The sequence below is a fragment of the Actinoallomurus sp. CA-142502 genome, assembly GCF_050936355.1.
Taxonomy (GTDB): Bacteria; Actinomycetota; Actinomycetes; order Streptosporangiales; family Streptosporangiaceae; genus Actinoallomurus; species Actinoallomurus iriomotensis.
In genome coordinates this window covers 10,734,809-10,755,547 of the sequence record NZ_JBNJMY010000001.1, presented here as the reverse complement: position 1 = coordinate 10,755,547, position 20,739 = coordinate 10,734,809, and the positions used below count along the sequence as shown (strand labels likewise).

At 65.0% G+C, this 20,739-nt stretch carries 18 protein-coding genes and 2 pseudogenes; 11 read left to right on the top strand and 9 right to left on the bottom strand.

The window, feature by feature from the left end; translation table 11 throughout:
• Positions 1 to 642: 642 nt before the first annotated feature.
• On the top strand, positions 643 to 1,848 hold the full coding sequence (locus ACQEV1_RS50560) for an alpha/beta hydrolase family protein (protein WP_433405187.1): 1,206 nt from the start codon (positions 643 to 645) through the stop codon (positions 1,846 to 1,848).
• A gap of 202 nt (positions 1,849 to 2,050) precedes the next feature.
• On the opposite strand, the pseudogene ACQEV1_RS50555 reads toward ACQEV1_RS50560, so the two are convergent.
• Positions 2,051 to 3,068 (bottom strand): annotated as a pseudogene (locus tag ACQEV1_RS50555) (IS256 family transposase).
• 212 nt (positions 3,069 to 3,280) lie between these two features.
• Between ACQEV1_RS50555 and ACQEV1_RS50550 the strand changes: the two are divergent.
• Together ACQEV1_RS50550 and ACQEV1_RS50545 are read left to right on the top strand one after the other, a co-directional pair.
• Positions 3,281 to 3,910, top strand: a complete 630-nt coding sequence (locus ACQEV1_RS50550; RefSeq protein WP_433405185.1) for an RNA polymerase sigma factor — start codon at positions 3,281 to 3,283, stop codon at positions 3,908 to 3,910.
• Positions 3,903 to 4,952: a CU044_5270 family protein gene (locus tag ACQEV1_RS50545; protein ID WP_433405182.1), complete on the top strand. Its 1,050-nt coding sequence runs from the start codon at positions 3,903 to 3,905 to the stop codon at positions 4,950 to 4,952. The genes ACQEV1_RS50550 and ACQEV1_RS50545 overlap by 8 nt, the downstream gene beginning before the upstream one ends.
• Before the next feature lie 49 nt (positions 4,953 to 5,001).
• Here the strand turns inward: ACQEV1_RS50545 and ACQEV1_RS50540 are convergent, their stop codons facing one another.
• The 4 genes and pseudogenes from ACQEV1_RS50540 to ACQEV1_RS50525 all read right to left on the bottom strand — a co-directional run bounded on the left by ACQEV1_RS50540 (position 5,002) and on the right by ACQEV1_RS50525 (position 8,722).
• Positions 5,002 to 5,961, bottom strand: a complete 960-nt coding sequence (locus ACQEV1_RS50540; protein ID WP_433405179.1) for an IS481 family transposase — start codon at positions 5,959 to 5,961, stop codon at positions 5,002 to 5,004.
• 473 nt (positions 5,962 to 6,434) lie between these two features.
• Complete coding sequence (locus ACQEV1_RS50535) at positions 6,435 to 6,794, bottom strand: nuclear transport factor 2 family protein (protein WP_285624972.1); 360 nt, start codon at positions 6,792 to 6,794, stop codon at positions 6,435 to 6,437.
• A gap of 131 nt (positions 6,795 to 6,925) precedes the next feature.
• Positions 6,926 to 7,351 (bottom strand): DUF6193 family natural product biosynthesis protein, encoded by a 426-nt coding sequence (locus ACQEV1_RS50530; protein WP_433405177.1) that lies wholly within the window; start codon positions 7,349 to 7,351, stop codon positions 6,926 to 6,928.
• A 130-nt stretch (positions 7,352 to 7,481) separates the two neighbouring features.
• Positions 7,482 to 8,722 (bottom strand): annotated as a pseudogene (locus ACQEV1_RS50525) (IS256 family transposase).
• A gap of 949 nt (positions 8,723 to 9,671) precedes the next feature.
• Here ACQEV1_RS50525 and ACQEV1_RS50520 point away from each other — a divergent pair.
• From ACQEV1_RS50520 to ACQEV1_RS50505, 4 genes are all read left to right on the top strand, one after another.
• The gene (locus ACQEV1_RS50520; RefSeq protein ID WP_433405174.1) at positions 9,672 to 10,061 is read left to right on the top strand and encodes a CPCC family cysteine-rich protein; all 390 of its coding nucleotides are present in this window, start codon (positions 9,672 to 9,674) and stop codon (positions 10,059 to 10,061) included.
• A 498-nt stretch (positions 10,062 to 10,559) separates the two neighbouring features.
• Positions 10,560 to 11,045, top strand: a complete 486-nt coding sequence (locus ACQEV1_RS50515) for a hypothetical protein (RefSeq protein ID WP_433405172.1) — start codon at positions 10,560 to 10,562, stop codon at positions 11,043 to 11,045.
• 401 nt (positions 11,046 to 11,446) lie between these two features.
• The gene (locus ACQEV1_RS50510; protein ID WP_433405169.1) at positions 11,447 to 11,743 is read left to right on the top strand and encodes a hypothetical protein; all 297 of its coding nucleotides are present in this window, start codon (positions 11,447 to 11,449) and stop codon (positions 11,741 to 11,743) included.
• A 743-nt stretch (positions 11,744 to 12,486) separates the two neighbouring features.
• Positions 12,487 to 13,152, top strand: a complete 666-nt coding sequence (locus tag ACQEV1_RS50505; protein WP_433405167.1) for a hypothetical protein — start codon at positions 12,487 to 12,489, stop codon at positions 13,150 to 13,152.
• A gap of 459 nt (positions 13,153 to 13,611) precedes the next feature.
• On the opposite strand, the gene ACQEV1_RS50500 is transcribed toward ACQEV1_RS50505, so the two are convergent.
• The gene (locus ACQEV1_RS50500; protein ID WP_433405164.1) at positions 13,612 to 13,806 is read right to left on the bottom strand and encodes a hypothetical protein; all 195 of its coding nucleotides are present in this window, start codon (positions 13,804 to 13,806) and stop codon (positions 13,612 to 13,614) included.
• A gap of 78 nt (positions 13,807 to 13,884) precedes the next feature.
• The gene (locus ACQEV1_RS50495) at positions 13,885 to 14,712 is read right to left on the bottom strand and encodes a glycosyltransferase family 8 protein (RefSeq protein ID WP_433405161.1); all 828 of its coding nucleotides are present in this window, start codon (positions 14,710 to 14,712) and stop codon (positions 13,885 to 13,887) included.
• Between the two features lie 626 nt (positions 14,713 to 15,338).
• Here ACQEV1_RS50495 and ACQEV1_RS50490 point away from each other — a divergent pair.
• Positions 15,339 to 16,229, top strand: coding sequence for an NAD-dependent epimerase/dehydratase family protein (locus ACQEV1_RS50490; protein WP_433405158.1), 891 nt, complete (start codon positions 15,339 to 15,341; stop codon positions 16,227 to 16,229).
• A gap of 39 nt (positions 16,230 to 16,268) precedes the next feature.
• Complete coding sequence (locus ACQEV1_RS50485; RefSeq protein ID WP_433405155.1) at positions 16,269 to 16,535, top strand: hypothetical protein; 267 nt, start codon at positions 16,269 to 16,271, stop codon at positions 16,533 to 16,535.
• Between the two features lie 31 nt (positions 16,536 to 16,566).
• Here the strand turns inward: ACQEV1_RS50485 and ACQEV1_RS50480 are convergent, their stop codons facing one another.
• Together ACQEV1_RS50480 and ACQEV1_RS50475 are read right to left on the bottom strand one after the other, a co-directional pair.
• Entirely contained in the window at positions 16,567 to 17,400 is an 834-nt protein-coding gene (locus ACQEV1_RS50480) for a DUF3626 domain-containing protein (RefSeq protein ID WP_433405152.1), read from the bottom strand.
• Between the two features lie 205 nt (positions 17,401 to 17,605).
• The gene (locus tag ACQEV1_RS50475) at positions 17,606 to 18,793 is read right to left on the bottom strand and encodes a hypothetical protein (protein WP_433405149.1); all 1,188 of its coding nucleotides are present in this window, start codon (positions 18,791 to 18,793) and stop codon (positions 17,606 to 17,608) included.
• Between the two features lie 308 nt (positions 18,794 to 19,101).
• Between ACQEV1_RS50475 and ACQEV1_RS50470 the strand changes: the two genes are divergently transcribed.
• On the top strand, positions 19,102 to 19,512 hold the full coding sequence (locus tag ACQEV1_RS50470) for a hypothetical protein (RefSeq protein ID WP_285624993.1): 411 nt from the start codon (positions 19,102 to 19,104) through the stop codon (positions 19,510 to 19,512).
• Between the two features lie 425 nt (positions 19,513 to 19,937).
• The gene (locus ACQEV1_RS50465; protein WP_285624995.1) at positions 19,938 to 20,705 is read left to right on the top strand and encodes a CDP-alcohol phosphatidyltransferase family protein; all 768 of its coding nucleotides are present in this window, start codon (positions 19,938 to 19,940) and stop codon (positions 20,703 to 20,705) included.
• The last annotated feature ends 34 nt before the right edge of the window (positions 20,706 to 20,739 follow it).

The following is a 20,739-nucleotide window of genomic DNA, read 5'->3' as shown; positions in this document are numbered from 1 at the left end:
GTAGGCCGGCGGCGTGGAGCCTGATCCGATTAAGCCCCACTGTGCTATCGGCGGCGGCGATCCATCCATTCGCTACCAGGGCCGCGACCGCTCTTGAACCTGTCGTACGCGCGCAAGTCGCGGCGGTCTTCTCGGATTGCTCCCCAGATGTTGCGCCAGTCGGCGAGCTTGGATCCCCTACGGCGATTGCGCCGATCTGAGATGAACCCCAGGACCAGGACTAACACGATCAGACCGAGGACAGGCTCCCACCAGAACATGAGCACAGTGTCTCGGACGGAACGATCGCCGTCCATGAGCGATTCCGGCTACACGGCCCTGGCTGTGGTGCTGTGGAGCTGCTGACCGGTACGACCAGCCGGTTGTGTCAGTGCCCTAAAGCTAGTGCAGCGCCGCGTTGATCCTTCGGGGGTTCATGCGGCTTTGAGTGGGCTGCCGTCGTAGGTCCAACGGTAGGGCTTGGCGTCGTGTTCGTCGTAGGCCAAGACGAAGGTGGCGCTCGACGATGCCGGCGAAGGGAACCCCGCGCCGCACGACATAGTCCCGGGGGATGACTCCGGTACTTCGCGGGGGTTACGACACAAAATTGTTTACATCTATGGGCTGATTCGATACGGAGCTGCGGAACCTAGCGTCGATCCCATGAAACGCAATCGCCGTATCGGCGCTGTCGCGGTGCTGGCGCTCGCCGCCCTCGTCGCCGGAACCGGCGCCGGGTTCGCCGCCACGACCACACCGTCGGCCACACCGGTGGCCACGCACGCGTTCGATACCGCACCGGCCACGGCAACCGCGCCCACGCGATCCTTCCAAGGCACGCTCCCCGCGCCGACCGGCCCCTACGCCGCCGGCGAGGACGTCATCCACCTCACCGACGCGAGCCGTCCCGACCCGTGGGTGCCGTCATCCGGCTCCCGCCAACTGACCGTCACGATGGTCTACCCGGCCGTCTCCGGGACCGGGACTCCGGCCCCTTATATGACCCTCGCCGAGGCAGCCGGATCCATCCAGCACCGGAAGATGCCGGCGAGCTCCGGCGTCACCCCACAGAACCTTTCCAGTGTCACCACTCACGCCTTCGACGGCGCGCGGCCGCAGAGCGGCAAGTATCCACTGGTGGTCCTCTCACCCGCGTACGAGGACCCGCGCATGGTGCTCACCTCGCTCGCGACCGACCTGGCCAGTCACGGCTATGTCGTCGCGCTCGTCGGCCACACATACGAGGACAGCGGCGAGACGCTGGCGAACGGCCAGACGCCGCCGTGCGCTATCTGCGATGACCCGGCGCTCGACTTCGACTCCGTCACCGCCAGCCGCGCGCTGGACGTGTCCTTCGTGATCGACCAGTTGACGCATGGCAATACCGCGTGGCGCCTGGCACACCTCATCGACAAGCACGAGATCGGCATGGCCGGACACTCCCTCGGCGGAGCGGCGGCCACCGCCACGATGATCGCCGACCCGCGAGTACGGGCCGGAGTGAACATGGACGGCGCCTTCCACCCGGCCCCGAGGCCCCGCCAGATCAACCGGCCGTTCCTCATGCTGGGTGCGGCCGCCAACCACCCGCCCGGCGGCCACGACACCACGTGGGAGCAGACCTGGGCCGCCCTCGGCGGCTACAAGAAGTGGCTGACGGTCGCCGGCGCCGACCACTTCAGCTTCAGCGACCTGGACCTGCTTCTGGAGGAGGCCGGGTTCCCGACGCCGCCCCTCTCCCCGGAACGCGGGGTGGTGATCACCCGCGAGTACGTGACAGCGTTCTTCGACCAGACGCTGAAGGGGATCCACAGTCCGCTGTTGGACGGCCCGTCGCCGAACAATCCGGAAGTACTCTTCCAGTACTAGTGCAGCGCTGCGTTGATCCTTCGGGGGTTCATGCGGCTTTGAGTGGGCTGCCGTCGTAGGTCCAGCGGTAGGGCTTGACGTCGTGTCCTCGTAGGCCAAGACGAATGTGTCGATGGCCGCGGCCAGTTCGTCGCGGGAGGCGAACTGGCCGCGGCGTAGTAGGGGAGTGTCAATTTAACGGCTGAGCTTGGTTGTTAGGGGTTCAGTTGTTGGCCGGGGTAAGACGGCCTTCGAAGGCGATCTGGAAGGCGTTGAGCGGTGCCTTCCAGCGCATGATCTACCTCTTGCGGCCCTTGCCGGTCGGGTCGAGGCTCATCAGCGCCATGTAGACGCATTTGAGAGCGGCGGCCTCGGTCGGGAAGTGGCCGCGGGCCCGAACGGCCTTGCGGATCCGGGCGTTGACGGACTCGATCGCATTCGTTGAGCAGATCACCTTGCGGATCTCCACATCGAAGGCGAGGAACGGGACGAATTCGGCCCAGGCGTCCGACCACAGCTTCACGATCGCCGGGTACTTCGTGCCCCAGGACTCGGTGAACTCCAGAAAACCTTCCTCGGCGGCCTCGGCCATAGGGGCGGTGTAGACGGGTTTGAGCGCCTTGACGATCTTGTCCCAGTCCTGGCGGGCCGCGTAACGGAAGGAGTTCCGCAGCAGGTGGATCACGCAGGTTTGGACCACCGTGCGGAGCCAGACCGCCTCGACCGCCTGCGGCAGGCCCTTCAGCCCATCACAGATCAGCATCAGCACGTCCTCGACCCCGCGGTTCTTCAACTCGGTCAGCACCCGCAGCCAGTGCTTGACGCCTTCGCCGCCCTCCGCACCGGCCCAGATCCCGAGGATGTCGCGGTTGCCTTCGACGGTCACGGCCAGGGCCAGGTGGACGATCTGCGGCTCGAAGGTGCCGGCGACGTCCCGGAGCACCTTCACCTCGACCGAGCCGACATCAGTCAGCACGGTCTTGCCCCCGCGTGCCATTGCGGCTGTTACCGCTGTTCTTCCCGGCCGCATCGTGCTTGTCATAGCCGACGTGATCGGTGATCTCACCCTTCAGAGCCGACTCCAGCACCCGCTTGGTCAGCTGCTGAAGCAGTCCGCCCTCCCCGCTCAGTCGCAGGCCCTCGCTGCGGCACGGTTCACGAGCATCACGATCACTCGCCGCGCTCACCGACGGCTCAACGGCCTGCTCCACAGACTCAGACTCAACGGCGTTCTTGGCCATCCGGCGTCTCTCTCTTGATCATCAGATCCGCCGTTAGTTTTACAGTCCCGCCATCACGGCATCCTTGATGCGGGCGCATGTTCGTGCTGGTCAGTGCCGGTATTGACGGTGATCGGCATGATTGGACGTTCTGAGGTTGTCCTGTGCATGGACCTGAGCGGTTTGGTTTGGGCAATAACAGGTGTCCTGACCGCCGCACGAGAGGTCACCCCATGGTTGAAGAAAGCCAGATAGCGGCTGAGTATCGGTCCCTACCTGGCGATGACGACTCGGACGACGCCGGCGTTATCCAGTCGTCCTGGCATGAACCCGAGCGGTTCGAAGCCGTGTTCCATCGGCACGCGCCGCAGATTACGCGGTACGTCACCAGGCGGCTGGGGCCCGGTCCGGCCGAGGACATTGTCGCTGAGACGTTCCTGCTCGCGTTTCAGAAGCGCAAGTCGTACGACCTCGCGCGCCGTGACGCGCGGCCCTGGCTGTACGGCATCGCGACCAACCTGATTCGTCGTCATATGCGCGACGAAGTCCGCTTGCTCCGGGTGTTGGAACGTACCGGAGCCGACCCCGTGACCGAGTCGTTCACCGAACGCGCCGACAGTCGGATCAGTGCCGACGCGGTGAGTCGGCGGCTGGCTGCGGCGATCGCGGCTCTGCCGGCGAAACACCGCGACGTCCTGCTGCTGCTCACGTGGGCCGACCTGACGTATGACCAGGTCGGCCAGGCGCTCGGCGTGTCCTCGGGGACCGTCCGATCGCGGATGAACCGGATCCGCACCAGGCTGCGCCGAACCCTCGGCGGAGTCGACCCCACCAACGTTCGAGAGGAGCCGGTCAATGGATGAGCTGACAGCGGTGCAGCAGTTGCGCGCGGAGGTTCCGCTGCCGACCGATCTGTCCACGACCGAGGCCCGTTTCCAGGCGGGCCTGTCCGACCAGCGTAAAGCCCCGTCGAGGGCTCGCGTGTCGCGTCGGTTCGGTCCGGCGCGACGAAGCATGGTCGCCGGCGGGCTCGTCGCCGCGACCCTGGCCGCGGGCGTCGTCACCATGGGCGTCTTCAGCCGTGACAGGGGCGACCTTCCGGGCGGGGGCGGGCGGACCCACAACGTCGCCGCGGTCTCCGCACTGCTCGACCGTGCCGCGGCTACGGCGCGGAACCGGCCGGCTCCCACTCCGGGCCAGTACGTTTTCACGCATACCGTGAACTGGGGCCCGACCTATGACGACAAGAACGATCGTTGGAACGGCTATCGCAAGGTCGAGCGGCTCAGCTGGCAGCCGGCCGCCGGAGGCCGGCCCGGGTTCACGCGGACAAAGCAGACCGGCACCGGTCAACTGCCTCCGGCCGACGGGACGCCGGTGCCCGGCCAGCCGGGCTGGGTCCAAGAGTGGGACTGTGACCGTGCAACGAGGGCCGACGAGCCGGTGGACCTCGCCCGGCCGCCCGCGAACTGCACGACCAGTCCGGCGTACGCCTCCGACCTGCCGACCGATGCGGACCACATGCTCGCCTATCTGCGTAAGACGCGAGGCGAGGGTTCCGAGGCGGACGCGACATGGGGGCGGGCCACCGATCTCCTGAACGGTGGGCTGATGCCCCCGAAGGCCCGGGCGGCGCTCTTTCAGGCGATGAAGAAGATCGGAGGGCTCGCCCTGGTCGCGGATTCGGTGAACGTGCAGGGCCGACACGGGGTCGCCGTCTCTCATGTCGTCGAAGGTCGCATCCGGGAAGAGCTGATATTCGACCCTAAGACCTACGACTATCTGGGTGCCCGTAGCGTCCTGGTGGCGCGGCTGGGCGACCGGCCGGCGGGCACCCAGACCGCGGCTGAAACCGTGATCGACAGTGCCTTCGTCAACCGGATCGGGGACCTACCCCGGCATTGACCGGCAGGCCGTTGTGACCACGCGGCCGGCCGCGTGGTCACAACGGCCGCTAGATGTGCTGTCCGGACAGGTTGGTGACGCGGCTGGCTGGGGTTTGGCCGCCGATGCCGGTGTGGGGTCGGTGGTAGTTGTACCAGTCCAGCCAGTCGATGAGGACGGTTTGGCGTTCGGTTTCTGAGGTGTAGGGCTGGTGGTAGGCCCATTCCTCGGTCAGGGTGCGGTGGAATCGTTCGACCTTGCCGTTGGTCTGGGGCCGGTAGGGCCGGGTCCAGCGAGGGCTGATGCCCAGTTCGTCGCAGATGGTGCGCCAGGTGGTCTTGGTGTAGGCCCAGGCGTTGTCGGTCAGGACCCGTTGGATGGTGATGCCGCGGGCGGCGAACCACGCGGTGGCGCGGACGAGGAAGGCGGCGCAGGTGGCGGCGGTCTCGTCGGTGAGGGTTTCGGTGTAGGCCAGGCGGGAGTGGTCGTCCAGGGCGGTGTGCAGGTACAGGTAGCCGATGCCGGCACGTCGCTGGTTTTTGCGGCCGGCGGCGCGGCCCAGGGTCTTGTGTCCGCCGCCGTCGGGGATGCGGCCGAGTTTCTTGACGTCGATGTGGACCAGGTCGCCGGGGCGTTGGCGTTCGTAGCGGCGGATGGGTTCGCCGGTGGCGCGGTCACAGACCGCCAGGGGTGGCAGGCCGTGGCGGGTCAGGATGCGGTGAGCGGTGGAGGGCGCGATGCCGGTGCGGGCGGCCAGCCGGAGCGGGCCGATGCGGTGCGCCCGGCGCAGCGCGACCACGTGTGCCTCGATTTGTGGTGGGGTTCGGCGCGGGCTGTGGTGCGGGCGGCTGGAGCGGTCATGCATGCCGGCGGCGCCCAGTTGCCGGTAGCGGGTGGCCCAGCGTGCGGCGGTGGTGTGGCTGACGCCGAAGCGTTCGGCGGCCCGGCGTAGTGGCCAGCCGTCCTCAACGATGCACTGGGCCAGGCGCAGGCGGCCGGTCGGGGTCAGCGGGGCATTACGGTGGGGCATGAGGGCCTCCTGGACGTCGGTGCAGATGTCGCAATCCACACCGAAACCAGAAGGCCCTCCCCTTGTTCAAGAACCACCCAGGGCGTGTCGCCTGTCACCAACGTCCCCGGACAGCACAGCTAGATAACCAACCCGCACCGGCCCGCGGATGCTCAGAAACGGCTTCCACCTCAACCACTGACCAGCTCAACGTCTGAGCGGGCCATCCCCGGGCCAGAGCGCCCCCGCCGGAGGCAGTAGTAACAGGCTTCCGTGATGTGGCGAGCGGGGCTGCCGGTCGATCGCCGCGGGCGACCCGAAGGGCGACCAAAGGGAGTCAGTCGGCGGGCCTGCGCCCTGGTGCTGGCGGACACCTGGAAGGGCTGGCATACGGTCGCGGAAGTGCAGGTAGACGGACAGGTGTTGTGCCGGTCAGGCGGACATCGGGAGTGCCCGGTCAGTGTCCTCGGTAGGAGCCTTGGATGTCGGATGGGTCAATCGGTCGTGCTGGCGTGCACGGCGATGACTCGCCAACCGTGCGTCTCGTCGTATAGCCAAGTACGGGTGTAGCGCATCCTGGCGGCGAACGGCGTCCCGGAGACGGTCCCTTCGACGGTGCCGAGAAACCACGTCACCCCGGTGCGCCCGTCGGCGAGCACGGTCAACTCCTCCTCGGCTACTCTCGTCAGCACCTGCACTCGAGTGCGGTGCAGCTCCAGGTCGTCCGCCTTGGTTTGAACGTTCGCACCGAAGGTGAAGATCAGCCGATCATCCAGCAGCCGATCCAGCGCCTCGACATCTCCAGCGAGCTGCGCGGCCTGGAGTCGGCGCTCGGCGTCCCGCAAGTCTTCCATGAGGCACACCCTCCCAGCCGGCGCCGTATCCGCGCCAAAATGTTCACGCTCGGCTGATCTTCGCAGTCCGATCCAGGACTCCGATCGCGAGAATCCACTCCCGATGACTTTGCATTGGACACCCGTGTCCGCTAGCAGGCCGGCGACGGCCACCCCGCGAGCAGGCGCACGGCTTTGGCGGCCGCCTCCTCCGGTTCTGGAGTCATCAGGACTGGGTTCCGGTCAGCGTCGTACGGGCCGCCATTCCATACGACATATCCGTGGTCGGGGTCCTGAGAGATACAGGCGGGAGCGATCTGGCCCCCGCCGGATTTCCACGGAGTCGGCCCGTCGCTGAAGGACAGGTATTGATGCGCGGTGAAGGGAAAGAAGCGACGCAACTCGGTCCGCCGGGCAGCTGCGACCAAGGCAGCAGCGTTCGGCGGAACCCACGTCTCGTTGGACAAGCACCAAGTGTCACCGGATCTGGCCGCGGACTCCTGAAAGTCCCAATGCTTCTCTGGATTCAGGAGATCTTCGTCGGTGAAGAGCCAACGACCGTCCTCTAGTTCGGTCACCGTTTGATGGTCGCGCGGACACCCTACAGCGGCAAGGTTTCCCATGCTCATGCCTCCGGCGGGGGCCTCAGGCGGTCACGTCCAGCGGGGTGGTGTACGAGTCGGCCTCCGCGTGATCCGTTGTTGCAGGTTAAGCGGTGATTGCTTGGGTGGTGGTGTTCTCGTTCGGCGGGTCGCCGGCGAGGGCTCGGAGGCGTGCTTTGGCGAGGAATTCAGGGCCCGTGTAGCGGCGGGCTTCGGTCCATTCGTCGGTTTGTTCCATCAGGACCGCGCCGACGAGGCGGATGATGGCGCCGCGGTCGGGGAAGATCCCGACGACGTCGGTGCGGCGGCGGATTTCTTTGTTCAGCCGTTCTTGGGGTTGTTGGACCAGATCTGCCGCCAGATCTCGCGCGGGAAGCCGGTGAAGGCCAGCAGATCCGGCCGGGCTTCGTCCAGGTGCGCGGCGGCGTCGGGATGCTTGGCTTCCAGGCTGTCGACGACGCGGGCGTGCTGGGCGTGGACCTCTTCGGCGGCGGGTTGGTCGAAGATGGTCCGCGCGAGTGTGGCGACCCAGGGCTGGGCGGACTTGGGCACCTTGGTCAGCAGATTCCGCAGGTAGTGCGTCCGGCAGCGCTGCCAGGCAGCACCGGGCAGCGTCGATCCGATGGCCTCGATGAGGCCGCGGTGGGCGTCGGAGATGACGAGTTGGACGCCGGACAGGCCACGGGCGACCAGGCTCCGCAGGAACGCCAGCCAGCCGGCGCCGTCCCCGGATGAGGTGACCTCCACCCCCAGGATCTCCCGGTGCCCGTCGGCGTTGACGCCGGTCGCGACCAGGACGTGGACGTTGACGATCCGGCCGCCTTCACGGACCTTCTGGGTGAGGGCGTCCATCCACACGAAGGAATACGGGCCGGCGTCCAGGGCCCGGTTCCGGAACGCGGTCACCTGCCCGTCCAGGACCTTCGACATTTCACTGACCTGGCTTTTGTAGATGCCCTTGATCCCGAGCTGGTCGACCAGCTTGTCCACCCGCCGGGTCGAGACGCCCAGCAGATACGAGGTGGCCACGACCGAGACCAGGGCCTGTTCGGCGCGGCGGCGTTCCAGCAGCCACTCGGGAAAGTACGATCCGGACCGGAGTTTCGGGATCGCCAGCTCCACGGTGCCTGCGCGGGTGTCCCAGTCCCGCTCCCGATACCCGTTGTTCCGCCGGTTCGTGCGGCCTTCGCTGCGCTGCCCATAGCCCGCGCCGCACATCGCGTCGGCCTCAGCCGACATCAGCGCCTCGGCCATCGTCTTGACCATCTGCCGCAGCAGATCCGGCTCACACGCCCCGATCTGCTCGGCGAACCAGCTTCCAGGGTCCACACTGTTGTCCGCGGCCATCGCGTTGATCTCCTTCTTGTCTTGGACGACTTCGAAGGATCTACGCGGTGGCCGTCCTCAACTCCACGACGACACGCCCGTCACCAGCGGAAACTCATACACCACTCCCGTGGACGCAACCCCTCAGGCTCCGGGCTGGGTCTCACCCGCGGGTTGAGCTGGGCAGGTGGTTGAGGTGGAAGCCTGGTCATCCCGCCCGCCTTCGTCCAGGACAAGCCGAGCAGACCAGGCCACGGTGGCGAAGGTCGTTCAGTCGTGGAGTGCTCCACCTTCACCACCGTGGCCTGGCCCGCTCCCCGGAGGGTGGGACGACGGCAGACGGGATGGCCAGGCCGGGGGGACCGTGGCGTGCACCCGTCAAGCTTCCGGCATAGTGCTCGCGGGACCCAAGGCCGCACCATCGTGCCTAGCGTACGATTCGCCTACGCCGCCACGGTTGATCGGGTGAAGCGGTCGGATCGTTAACGGTCCTTCTAAAGAAAGCGTCGTCTAGCGGTACAAGCGCTCGGTTCAGGTCTCGTCGTGCGGCTCGTCGCAAGGTGTGCAGGACGTCATTGAGCAAGGTACGCGCATGCATGTCGCGCCAGAGGGTGGTCCCTGCTCCGTATGTCAGCCCTCCGTTGGGGTGAGGGGTCGGGCCTTGAGCCCAGATGCGGAGGGCGCGAGCGACGTGGCCGGGTGGCAATCCGTTTCGTCGCTCGAAGGAAGCGATCTGATGGTTGGTCGCACCGGACAGCCCCTTGATTGGGGGCACACGGCCGCGGAAAGCTGCACGTGGTAGCTGACGTCTGATCTCGCCTGGGGACCGGCGAGGCATGGCAACTTCCCTGGAGCGTAGAGGCTGCAATACCTTAGCCCGGCCCGCTTCCGAAGGGTGGGACGACGGCAGACGGGATGACCAGGCCGGGTGGAACCGTGCGCGATGCGCCCAAGGAGAAATAATGTCCTCATGACCGGTGATCCTGAACAGCCCAGCGAAGAGGAGATGGCGCGCCGCGTCCAATGGTTCGAGTGGTACACGGACAGCGCGGAAAACAACAGTATCCATCGATCCGAGCGCGGAGAGCCGTATGCGTGTCCCTGCTGTGGATATCTCACCCTCGACCAGCGGGGCTATTACGAGATCTGCCCCGTTTGCTTCTGGGAGGACGACGGCCAGGACGACCATGATGCCGACACCGTTCGTGGTGGTCCCAACCGTGGTTTGAGCCTCACCCAGGCCCGCCGGAACTTCGCCAAGTTCGGAGCCTCCGAGACAAGACGGCTCCCCAACGTTCGGGAGCCACTCCCCGAGGAGCACCCGATCAAGGCCGAACCATCAGCCACGAACGAAGCGTAGTGGGCTGACAGCAACGGTGACAGCAACAAGGGCAGACGCCGCCGGATGATCACGGCCGCATGCAGACGGGCCGACGTCGAGCGCTGATCGATCACCTTCACCGTGATCGAACTGATAAAGATGCGGCCGACCGGTAATGCCGCTCAGGAGATGCGAGGCTCCCCGCCGTGCCATTAGCGTGCCATTAGCCCCGGCGATCAAGGTCAACAGCGGTCACTCACGAGCACATCGACGGCCAGGTCAGCGCCCATGACGGCCGAGATCCCTGCGCTTCCCAAGCTGTTAGTGCGGGTTCGATTCCCGTCACCCGCTCTGACATCGAAGGCCCAGGCCAGGCGCTCCACCTTTCGCCCTTGGGCCTTGCCCGTTCCCCAGAGCACGGGGCGGAGGCAGAGAGGGGATGACCCAGCCGGGGGAGCCGTGGCGTATGCCTGGTAGAACAGCACTTACTTGCGCGTACCCCTTCGGTCAGGAGGTACGAGGCCATCAGGGGAGAACATGGACGACGCCGAGTATTTCCGGGCTCCCGACCGAGCGACAGCCAAGGCGCTTCACGGGAAGTCGTATGCGCTTTTTGAGACAGCGGCCAGGCACGGATGTGAGGCGTTGGCACCCGGGTTGGTCGATATTGGTGACCCATTCGGCGCTGTCAACAAGCTCGTCGGTCTCCTGTCTGGCCCCTCATACGAGGAGATCGTTTTCTCCGGCATCCCCACGGCTCACATTCCTCCGCCAGAGGAAGTCGCCGCGTCTTCGTCAGGGCTCCTCGTTGAACTCAGCGAAGTCGTGAGAGACACCCTGGCTGATGCCTCTGATCAAGCTTTGGCAGAGGCTGCTCCGCTGTGGGTGATGATCGAAGAGTTCACTTACCGGACCGACCACGCCGACGAGATGTTGAACACGGCCCGTGAACTCGCGGCACTCGCTCGCCGCGCCCGGGATGCCGGACAGATGCTCTACGCGTCTATCTCCCTCGGACGCTAACGCAAAGCAAGATCCGGGACATACGCGGAATGAACCAGTCGGGTTGAGCACACAGGACGAAGACGCGCGCAGGTCAGGGAGGGGTTTGACTCCGGATCCATGGCGGGCTGTAAACCTGTCGCTACTGACGAGGTCCGGTGTGGCTGGCCGCAGGTGAGGGTCAAGGCAGGCTGTGACCGTGTTCAGCGGGCGTGATATCCGGTGAAAGTCGTTGGCAGTTCGGATGGGTCGGAACTTACGCTGGCCGGATGGTTCGCGAGAGGTGGCAACGCCGCGTCCGTCACCGTGCCCGCTCTCACCTGGTCGAGCATCCTGCACCACAAACATCCGCTGTCATCGCTGGTACGGACGTGCTCATAGCGGGTCTCTTCTCAGCCAAGCGGAAGGACTACCTCTCGTCGATGGACGCGGTGGCAGAGTCGGTCATTCGGCTCGGCGGGCGGGTCACTGGCCGTTTCGTGCAGCGCCGGGGGAACTCGGGCAACAAGAAGGGCAACGCACCAGGCGGTCGCCGGAACACGGATCGTCCCTACTCCAGGCGCACTCTGATGAGCACCGGCAAGATCCGGGAGATAGCCAAGGCGCGTGCTCAGCATCAAGCCGAAGCGGTCGTCTTCTACAACGAACTGACCGACCACCAGCGCATCGTCCTTGCCGAAATCATCGGATGCGCTGTGTTCAGCCGCCACGACCTCTGACCGCCAGCATGGACGATGGCAGGTCACCACCGTACGGGATATGCACGGGATGGTCTGCCATGCCGGTGCCCAGCGGCACGGTCGATGCCCAGGTCAGTGGGCTAGTGAAGTCGAGATCGCCGACCCTCTGTAATCCGTCGGCTTAGCCTACCCAGGTTCGAATCCTGGACCCGCCACCACGTGATCAAATAGCCCCCCACCTGCGGAAACGTGCGTGGGGCTTCGTCGTTCCATGATCCGCTAGTCCCCCTGTCCCCCCCTTGATCACCGCCGTGACTGGCACGCTAATGGCACGCCGGGGGCGGTCCCTGACCGCGCAGTGAATCACGGAGGGATGACCCAAGCCCTTGGGACAGCATCTAGCGTGGTCGCTCTCCCCTGAGAGCCGGTTGGTGCGTGACTCGCCGGGCTGGTCCTAATGAGCAGGACTGTCTATTTCCACCAGCAGAGGTGCCGTCCCGCCCGAGTCGCCTGACCGTTGGACCGTATCTCGATCACGGCCAAGGCGATCAAGCTCTGCCCGAGTTCGATCCATCTCCCGATGATCGCGATGATCTGCATCCGTCTGCCGGTGTTGCCGTCATCTGACCTATCTGTGTCAGGCGCTAGGTTCTTGTTCATGTACGTGCGGTCGACGCCTCGGCGACACACGGGCGGTTCCGTGGTCCGTTACCTGCAGTGGGCGCCTAGCGTGCGGGATTTCAGGCTGCATGCTGAGAGAAGTTTTTAATTAAGGTAATCAAGTGAATATTTTTAGTAAGGCGATTGAGTTGCTTCGCGGCGCGAAAGTTGAACCCGCTGTTGAAACGGTGGCGAGATCCAAGTCCACCATAAGTTTCGATATAGCCAACGATCTAGACCGTATGAGTGGGTCGGTTTATTCGCGGAAGAGTGAGTTTGATGAAGCGGCTACATTTCTAAGTAAGACGAGAGGCGTGGATAGGTTCGAGCCGGCATCGGCGGAAAAGTACTACATCCATTTCGAGGATGGCAGGGCGCAAGTGTCCTACGCCTCCGCTGACATTTTCGGAACACCGAAATTGTGGGCAAGTAAGGCAGGCGAGGCGCTAAAAGAACTGGACAGAGCCGCGAAGGATGCATCAGAGAAAGCTCGAAAGGTAGCCGCAGATGGGTTCGATCACCACTCGTCCTCCTACCGCCGCATCGCGGCGGACGCAGAAGAGTCCGCACGCGGCAGACGGCAGACGCTGAACGAGCTGCGTGATGCCGAGCAACAGAATATAGAAAGTCACCTGAACCACGTCCAATCTCATACCGAGCGCTTGCGTAACTATGCGAACGCGTACCCCCATGATGCCGCATCAGTCGAGGAGAGGATCGCAGGGAACGATAGCTTCGTTAGAGAGCTGAACGGATATGCTTCAAATGTTCGAAATTGGGGCAGGTGAGCACCTGTTAGGGTGTTTGAGAAGTTGATTTCATTCGTATTCAAGGGGTCGTGCTCTTGGCCGGGAAGCGGGTAGCTGGTCGGCCATCGGAGGCGACGGCTTCGGTCATCGTTGCTGTCACCGTAGTGCGCTACCGGGAGTCAACTGCGAACAAAACTCCCTGCTCTACGTGGTACGCCGCACGACAGGCGGGGCCTGCCACACTCGGTCGCCCTCGGGTGCACCACGACCTAACTGCTACTACCGGACGATCGTCGACGAGACGTCGCTAGAGCACGTTTTGACCTTCACCGGTAGGGCCTGGCCCGCTTCCCGGAGGTTGGGACGACGGCGAAGAGGATGACCCGGCAGGGGACTAGCGTCCGTTGTCCAATGTGGTGTCGGCGAGTCCGTCACCGTCGCCGATCCGGCTGACTCCACCCTGCACCCCCGGGATCTGGCTGCCCGGTGGGTAGTTGGTCAGGGCGGCCAGGTCGTCGGCCGTGACGCCGCGGCGCTGAGCACGCCGAGGACACCGCACACGCCGGAAAGGACCCGGCTCATCGTGGCGGAGCTGAGCAGGCGAACCGCCTGATCGATCCCGTCGCTCCACTGCCGGCTGCGCATGCTCCGTGAGCGCCACGGGTAGACCGCCACCCGGGCCGAGCCGATCAACAGGTCATCCGCCTCGCTCGGCTTACAGCGGGCCCGGAGCTATTTCCGGCCGAAGCCTCGCAGGCGCTACGGACCCCATCAATCGAGGCCGCTCGCCGAAATACCTGCTGGGAGATTCGGGCGCCATCCCTTCCATGGAGTTGCGTCCACGTTTTCGATGAACATCTGGGTGAACTCGGGGCGTGCCAGCGGAGCACCAGGTTTCATGTCGCCGAGGAAATGGATAATCGCCGGTCGTTCGCTGTTGCGCTCCGAGTAGTGGTTCCATCTGTCAGGCAAACGCTTCCATCGATTTTGCAGCACTACGTTGAAGCCATATTGATCGTGCTGGTTCCAACGGTTTCGAATAAGAAGCCGGTGGCGATCTATCTGGCAGCGATGGAGTACGCGTTCGCAAATCTCTTCGGACCGCCACTGTGCTAGATCGATCACCATCACGCCGGAGTTGAAGTAGGGCGCGTCGCCATCGAGTCCGATCTCCTGCCAGTGGCTGATGGCATCTTTGATTACTGACACCAGATCACCAGCCGCGGCGACAGGGTTGCCGTCGAGCTGCTGATTCCACAGAGGAAAGAGATCCTCAAGAATTAGAGTGTCCGCGTCGACGTAGACAACACGGCTCACAGGGTCGGGATGGATTTTCGGCAAAAAGCACCGAAAATAATGAGGGTCCAATATCAGTGGATCGGGCTCCATCCCCCAACCCTGATAGCTGGCAGGATCCATGGAAACCCAGTGCACGGCGATTTGATCGGCAATGCTCTCCAGCTTCTCCTGATCTCGCCTGGAGACATCCCTGTGCATAATCGTTAGCTCAAGTCGGGTGCTCGCGCTCCGGTGAGTTGCCATTGAATGGACCATGGCGGCGGTGTATGGCAGATAGTTCTCATCGGTTGCTGTGGCCACTCGTACGACTGGATTATTCGACCGTGTAGAGCTGTTCTTTGAATGTGCGCCGCTAGTCACAAGCTCTCCTTGGACCTGAGAACACCGTACACTCGTCAAATTGTCAATATGTTACATCGCCGCAATTATGTTTGTCCAGCGAGCGTTCGGCGGGCCATTCCAAGCGTGAGATGCGGAGGCTGTATAAAGTACGGGTGGCGACCATGGTTACGGGCGCCCGTAATCCGGTCGCTGTTGCGTGGCGTGGCGTGGTCTGTGGAGATGTGTGAGCAGGCTGCGAGGATCGGAGTGCATGGTATAACCGTGGCGACGATCAATGTGATCTCCCAAGGGGCCGGCTGCGAGCCCGGAGAATGATCCGAGGGGGAGGCGGTACGCCAGTAGCGTGAAAGCAAGTTCTGTGTCCGGCGCGCCTAACGTCCCTGACTGTCTTGACGGCCCTTCCTCGATGTGTGTCTGTCCGGTCCGGAGTGAAGCCGACGACCTTTCTTCCTGGTGGCGCGGATATCCGGGTAAGACCAGGGGATTTTCAGTGGCGTGGCTCCCGGTGAGGCGTCGCCGCCGGCTGGGCGGCTCGGCGACAGGCTGTTTTCTGTGCAGCCCAGAAGGGTACGAGGGGAATCGGAATGACTCGGGTACTCGTGACAGGCTCGGCCGGATTTATTGGTCGCCACGTAGTGGCGCGGCTACAGTCCGACGGTATAGATGTGACTGGACTGGATCGTCGAACGGGCCATATCTCAGGCGACTTCATCCACAAGGACCTGCTCGACCTCCGGACGGACTTCCAGTTCCAGACCCAACTGAAGTCCTTTACTCACGTGATTCATCTCGCCGCAGAGGCGTACGTACCCACGTCCGTTACCCACCCTGATCGATACGTGCAGAACAACGTGATCGGTACGACCAACCTTATCGAGGCATTAGCGGTAGCGCCCCACCTGCGCCGATTCCTTCTGGTGTCCTCATGCGAGGTGTACGGCACGACGCCCGCACCGGTCGACGAGTCGGCATCTCCGCGTCCCGCGAGCCCCTACGCTGCGAGCAAGCTGAGTCAAGAGGCGTTCTGCCAAGCAGCCACCCAGTGTTACGGGCTGCCTCTGGTGACCGCGCGGCTCTTCAACAACTACGGCCCTGGCCAGCAGCCCGACCGCCTGATTCCGGCGCTGATTCGAGCCTGCAGCGGGGAAACCGACTTCTTTTTGACATCGGACGGCAGCCAGACTCGAGACTGGGTTTATGTCCAAGACACGGCCGATGCCTTGGCTCGCCTTTTGTTTGCGGATGACGTGCAGGGAGAGGTCTACAATGTGTGCGCCGAGAACGAGGTTTCTGTCGGTGACATATGTAAGCTAGTGTTCTCGCGCGTGGATACGCCACCAAAAGTCATAAGAGCCTCGGCTGTTGAGGGTCATCTGCGCCGTTCAGCGGGGATCGGCGCGAAGCTGAGGAAAGCAACCGGATGGCGTCCCTCAGGTTCGCTGGACGGCTACCTGGAGGAGGCGTTCAAATCTTGAGGCTCAGTCCCCTCGAGTCACGTCTTCAACGAGGACGGCGTGCTGCCCCACGTGTTCTTCTGGGACGTCACCCAGGAGACAGTCGCCTCCTTCCTCGGCGACGAGGACGCACCGGACTGGCGGGCCACCGTGGCCTTCCTGGAGGAGCAGTTCGGCGCTGTCGAGCCGAAGGCACGAGAGGTCGTGGTGACGTCGTTCCTGGATTCCCTGCCTTTCGCGGGGCAGCCGGGAAGCGACCTGACCCGGTATCTCGGTCCCCGGCTCACCGGCAAACTGGCCGAGCTGCGCCCCGGCCTTACCTTCTGACGCCTCGGCACGCGGCGTACGGAGAAGACACCTACACGGCCATCTCGGGGGTACCGAACCTGGCCACGTAGTGCCAGACCCGCTTGAGGGCCTGCTCGTCATATCGGCCGGTGCGAGATGCGTCTCCGAGGATTCGCGGATCGAGACGGCCGGCGTGAGCGAGCGATATGCCGAGGTCGACGAACTCCGGACCCCGGTACTCGGGGTGTCGGCGTAGTTCGGCCGTGGTCAGCGTGAAGCCGCCATGCCACTCGACCGGGCAGGCCAACCGCTTGGCCGCGGTGGCCACCGGGGTGTCGCGGTAGCAGGGGTCGAGGACCAGGGCCTCGATGTCTCGGCGGAGGTCGACCGTACCGTGCACGTGGGCTTCGACGTAGTCGTCGAGCGGGTCCTTGTCGTCGGCCTCGGCCAGCGCGATCAGCGTCGACAGCTTCGACGCCACGCCGAAATGCTGAGGCTCGAACACGCTGTCCGGATAACAGAACGTGGTGCGGGCCAGAGTGTGGGCGGCCAGGCGCAGATGGGCCGAGCCGAAGCGCGGTGAGCCGCCGACCAGGCGACGGCGGAAATTCAGCGATCCGTACTTGGGTCGCTGTGTCGCGGGCCCGTCGTCATAGGCCCCGGCGAAGATCCGGCTCTCCCACCCCCAGCGGTCACCGCCAGGATGCGCAGTCAGACCGCCGTTGCTGGTTCCGGTCTCGAACTGCGACCGGTACACCGCGTCGCGGGCCATCCGCTCCAGGATCGGCACCCCGCCCACGAGCCGATCAGGGTGAAAGTGCAGCGTCACTCGCAACGACGGGTCCGACGGTTCGCCGGTCGCCAGCGACGTCACATGGGCGATGGCCCGCCCCAGAGGGTGCATGGCGGCAGTATCCATGGTCGCCACGAGGGCAGCGACACCAATTCTTTGGCGCGTACGCCCAAGTTTTTCACCGCGTACATGTACGCCCGTCTGGCCTCGCCGGCGGCGGGCGGCACGTACGAGGAGCTCCCGCCGTACATCGCGCTGTTCGCGTCGGGCGGCCGGCAGATGCTCTGCCGCCGGATTTGACCCGGAGCCGGCGCGGTCACCCCAGCGACTCGACGGTACGGCCGGGGCGCCAGCAGAGCTCCGTTGGCGCGCCGTCCTGCTCGAAGTCCTCGTCAAGTAGGCGCACCCAGCCGGGACGCCATTGCGCGTCGCGCCGGGCCATCTCGGTGCGGAGCGCCGCCACCTGTGCGTCGGGCATGTAGGCGGGCTGCCACCATGCCGGTACGTGATCGTAGGCGCGTTCGACGGTCGTCGTGTCCGCGGTCGCCCGGATCCGCGCGTGCGTCCAGTGGCCCGTGCGGGGGTCGGCGCCTTCCTGCCGCCAGGCGTCCAGCACCTCCGACAGGTCCTTGTCGAGCCAGCCACCAGGGGAGATGAAGGTGAAGCCCGGCCTGTCATAGCCCACGTAGGCCACCGTGACGGTGCCGTCCGGACAACGGTCGCGTACCCATGCCACCGCCCGTTCCAGAGCCGGTCCGGCGTCGGGCTCAGGGCGGTCCAGTTCGGCCGACGCGCGCATCGCAGTGGTGATCAGGCCGCTGACCTGCGAGGGATCCAGGACGTGGACGCGCCGGTCCGCCGGTTCGCCGTGGCCGGCGGGAATGCCGGGGCGGGTGGAGCCCGGTGTCACGCCGGTCCGGTCGGCGATGTCGAGGGCCGCCCGGACATCACAGCCCTCCTCGCTCAGGGCTTCAGCACCCAGCGGTGCCGCCAGCGCTTCGATGACCGACCGATCCACGGCCCGGGTACGCGCGGCGCTCACGAGGTTCTCGAGCGCGGTGACCGCCTTGTCGTAGTCGTCCGCAAGATCCCAGTAAACGTTCTCGGTGGTGGAGTCGTTGTAGAAGACACCGTCCTCCATCCCGTCCGGGGTGGGCGCCTGGGACCAGGAGGACCCGTCCCACCAGTGGACGAACGTGAGCATCGGCGTCTCGTTCATCAGCCCGACGAGCCACTCCCACGGCAACCAGTCCGGTCCGCCGGCGAGCAGGTCGATGGGCGGCACCTGGTATCGCGTCTGGCTGCTGTCGTTGTGACAGCCGCACAGGACCGCGCGGCCACCGTCGATCCAGGTGATGTTGCACCACCCATCGCCGATGTCCCGCATCCACAACCCGCCCTGGTCCAGCGCGAATCCAACGTTGTGAAGCTTCGGGATCGCCGTCGACGCGATGGCCATGGCGGCGACCTCGGCCCAGATCTCCTCCGGATGGGGCAGGCTCACCTGCGAGTCCTCTCTAAGTCGGTGATTCGCGTGATCTCCAACGCTCCCATGGCACACGCCTGGGCGTAGCCGGCCGTCAGTCGCGAAGCGGTAGAAGTGAAGAGAGCGAAACTGCGAGGCACATCGAGGGCGCGGATGTGTCGTTGACGGTCACCCCGGTGCGGTAACCATCACCGGAAACCGCTCAATCCGTGGCCAACGGTTGCGCATTCAGTGGTAAGAAGGGCACTTTGCGGCCTGGACAAATGCAATGGCGACGGGCAATCTTATGGCGTCATCTCGCACATTCGCCACCAAAGGAGACTCGCGTGACGTTGGGCCGATCTGTTCTCACCCTTGCCGCTGCGGCGAGCCTGGCCGTGTCCGCGGCGCTGACCGCACCGGCCGCCTCGGCTGCTACCGCCGCATACCCGAGCAAATCGGTCGTGGTCCAGGATGGCTCCGGCAGCTGGGTCGGGGGCGTCCTGACCTTTTACGGCCGGTCGGTCGGATTCGACGGGGACATGCGCTCCATCGGCTGCAGAAGAGCGTGGCTCAGCGCTTACGATGCTGCTGGCGGATCGCTCGGCCCCAGGAGCAGCAGTACTCACTGCGACTCGATCGCCGAGGTTCCGACCACGCTTCCCGCCAACGTCGCCGGCGGCGCCGCATACGTCTGGGTCTGCCTTGACGACGCGACCGCCGTCCACACGGCCTGCGAGCGCCGCTACGCCAAGTAGCCGATCACCGGCCGTTTCTCCACGACTGGAGCCGTGGGGAAACGGCGTCCATCGAAGCCGAGCGAGCGCCAGCCGCTCAGTCGAACGCTTTGAGGAATGGACCTAGTGGGGCGGGCGTCTCACTTGACGGCTACGTCGTCGGGCCGCGATCGGAAGGCCGCTCCCCAAGGTGGTGTTCTCCACCACGCGGCGGAGGCCGCAGGCCTTCGAGGTGTCCTTTCGGGTCGGCGTCGACGTCGTTCGCCATGGAGCTTCCGTTCCGGTCCTTCGGCCGCTGTCGCGGTGTGCGTCACCGGTCGTGCGTGCGGGCGATCGTCAGAATAGTTGAGCGACAAGATCCTCTAGCGTGCGGCGACAGTGGCCGTACCGCTGGAGCATCGGCGGCTTCGGACCGCTCTCAGCAGGACTAGTGGAGAGGGAATGTGATGGCGAGTGCTCCGGCGTTGGCCGAGTTGCGTGAGGTCTGCCAGCCGAACGCGAAGATGCGGAGCCGTAACGGGGAGCATTGGGCCGGCCGCTTGTACATGCGGAGAATCTCGCTGCGCGCCACCCGGCAACTCGTACGGACCCGCGTCACCCCCGATGCCCTGACCTGGTCGATGGTCGTGTGCGGAATCGCCTCCGGCTTCGCTCTGCTCATCCCGAATCTGGCGGGGGCGCTGCTTGCGGCCCTGCTCTTTCAGCTCTTCCTGTTCTTCGACTGCGTAGACGGAGAAGTCGCCCGCTGGAAGGGGCAGAACAGCGCGGCAGGGATCTACCTTGATCGACTGGGCGCCTACCTGGCCGACGCGGCGCTCATGGTCGGGGCCGGTATCCGAGCAGCACACGGTTCTTCGGCCCTCTGGGTGTCCGCGGGTCTTACCGCAGCACTCGGAATCGTACTGCTGAAGGCCTCCACGGACCTCGTGGATGTCGCCCGCGCGCGCCGTGGTTTGCCGGTCGCCGATGATGAGGCCGCCCGGCCACGCTCAGCAGGCATCGCGTCGGCTCGACGCCTGGCCTCGGCCTTCAAGATCCACCGAATCACCAACGGCATCGAGGCATCCATCGTCCTCCTGGCGGCTGCGGTGATCGACACGATCATCAACGGCCAAGGGGCGACTCACGTGGCGGTTCTGGCCATCGCGGTGATCACTTGGGTGATGGTCATCGCGCACCTGACCTCCATCTTGTCCTCCTCTCGCCTGCGCTGACCAGCACGGGAGAGCGCGGAGCCCAGCCGCAGAC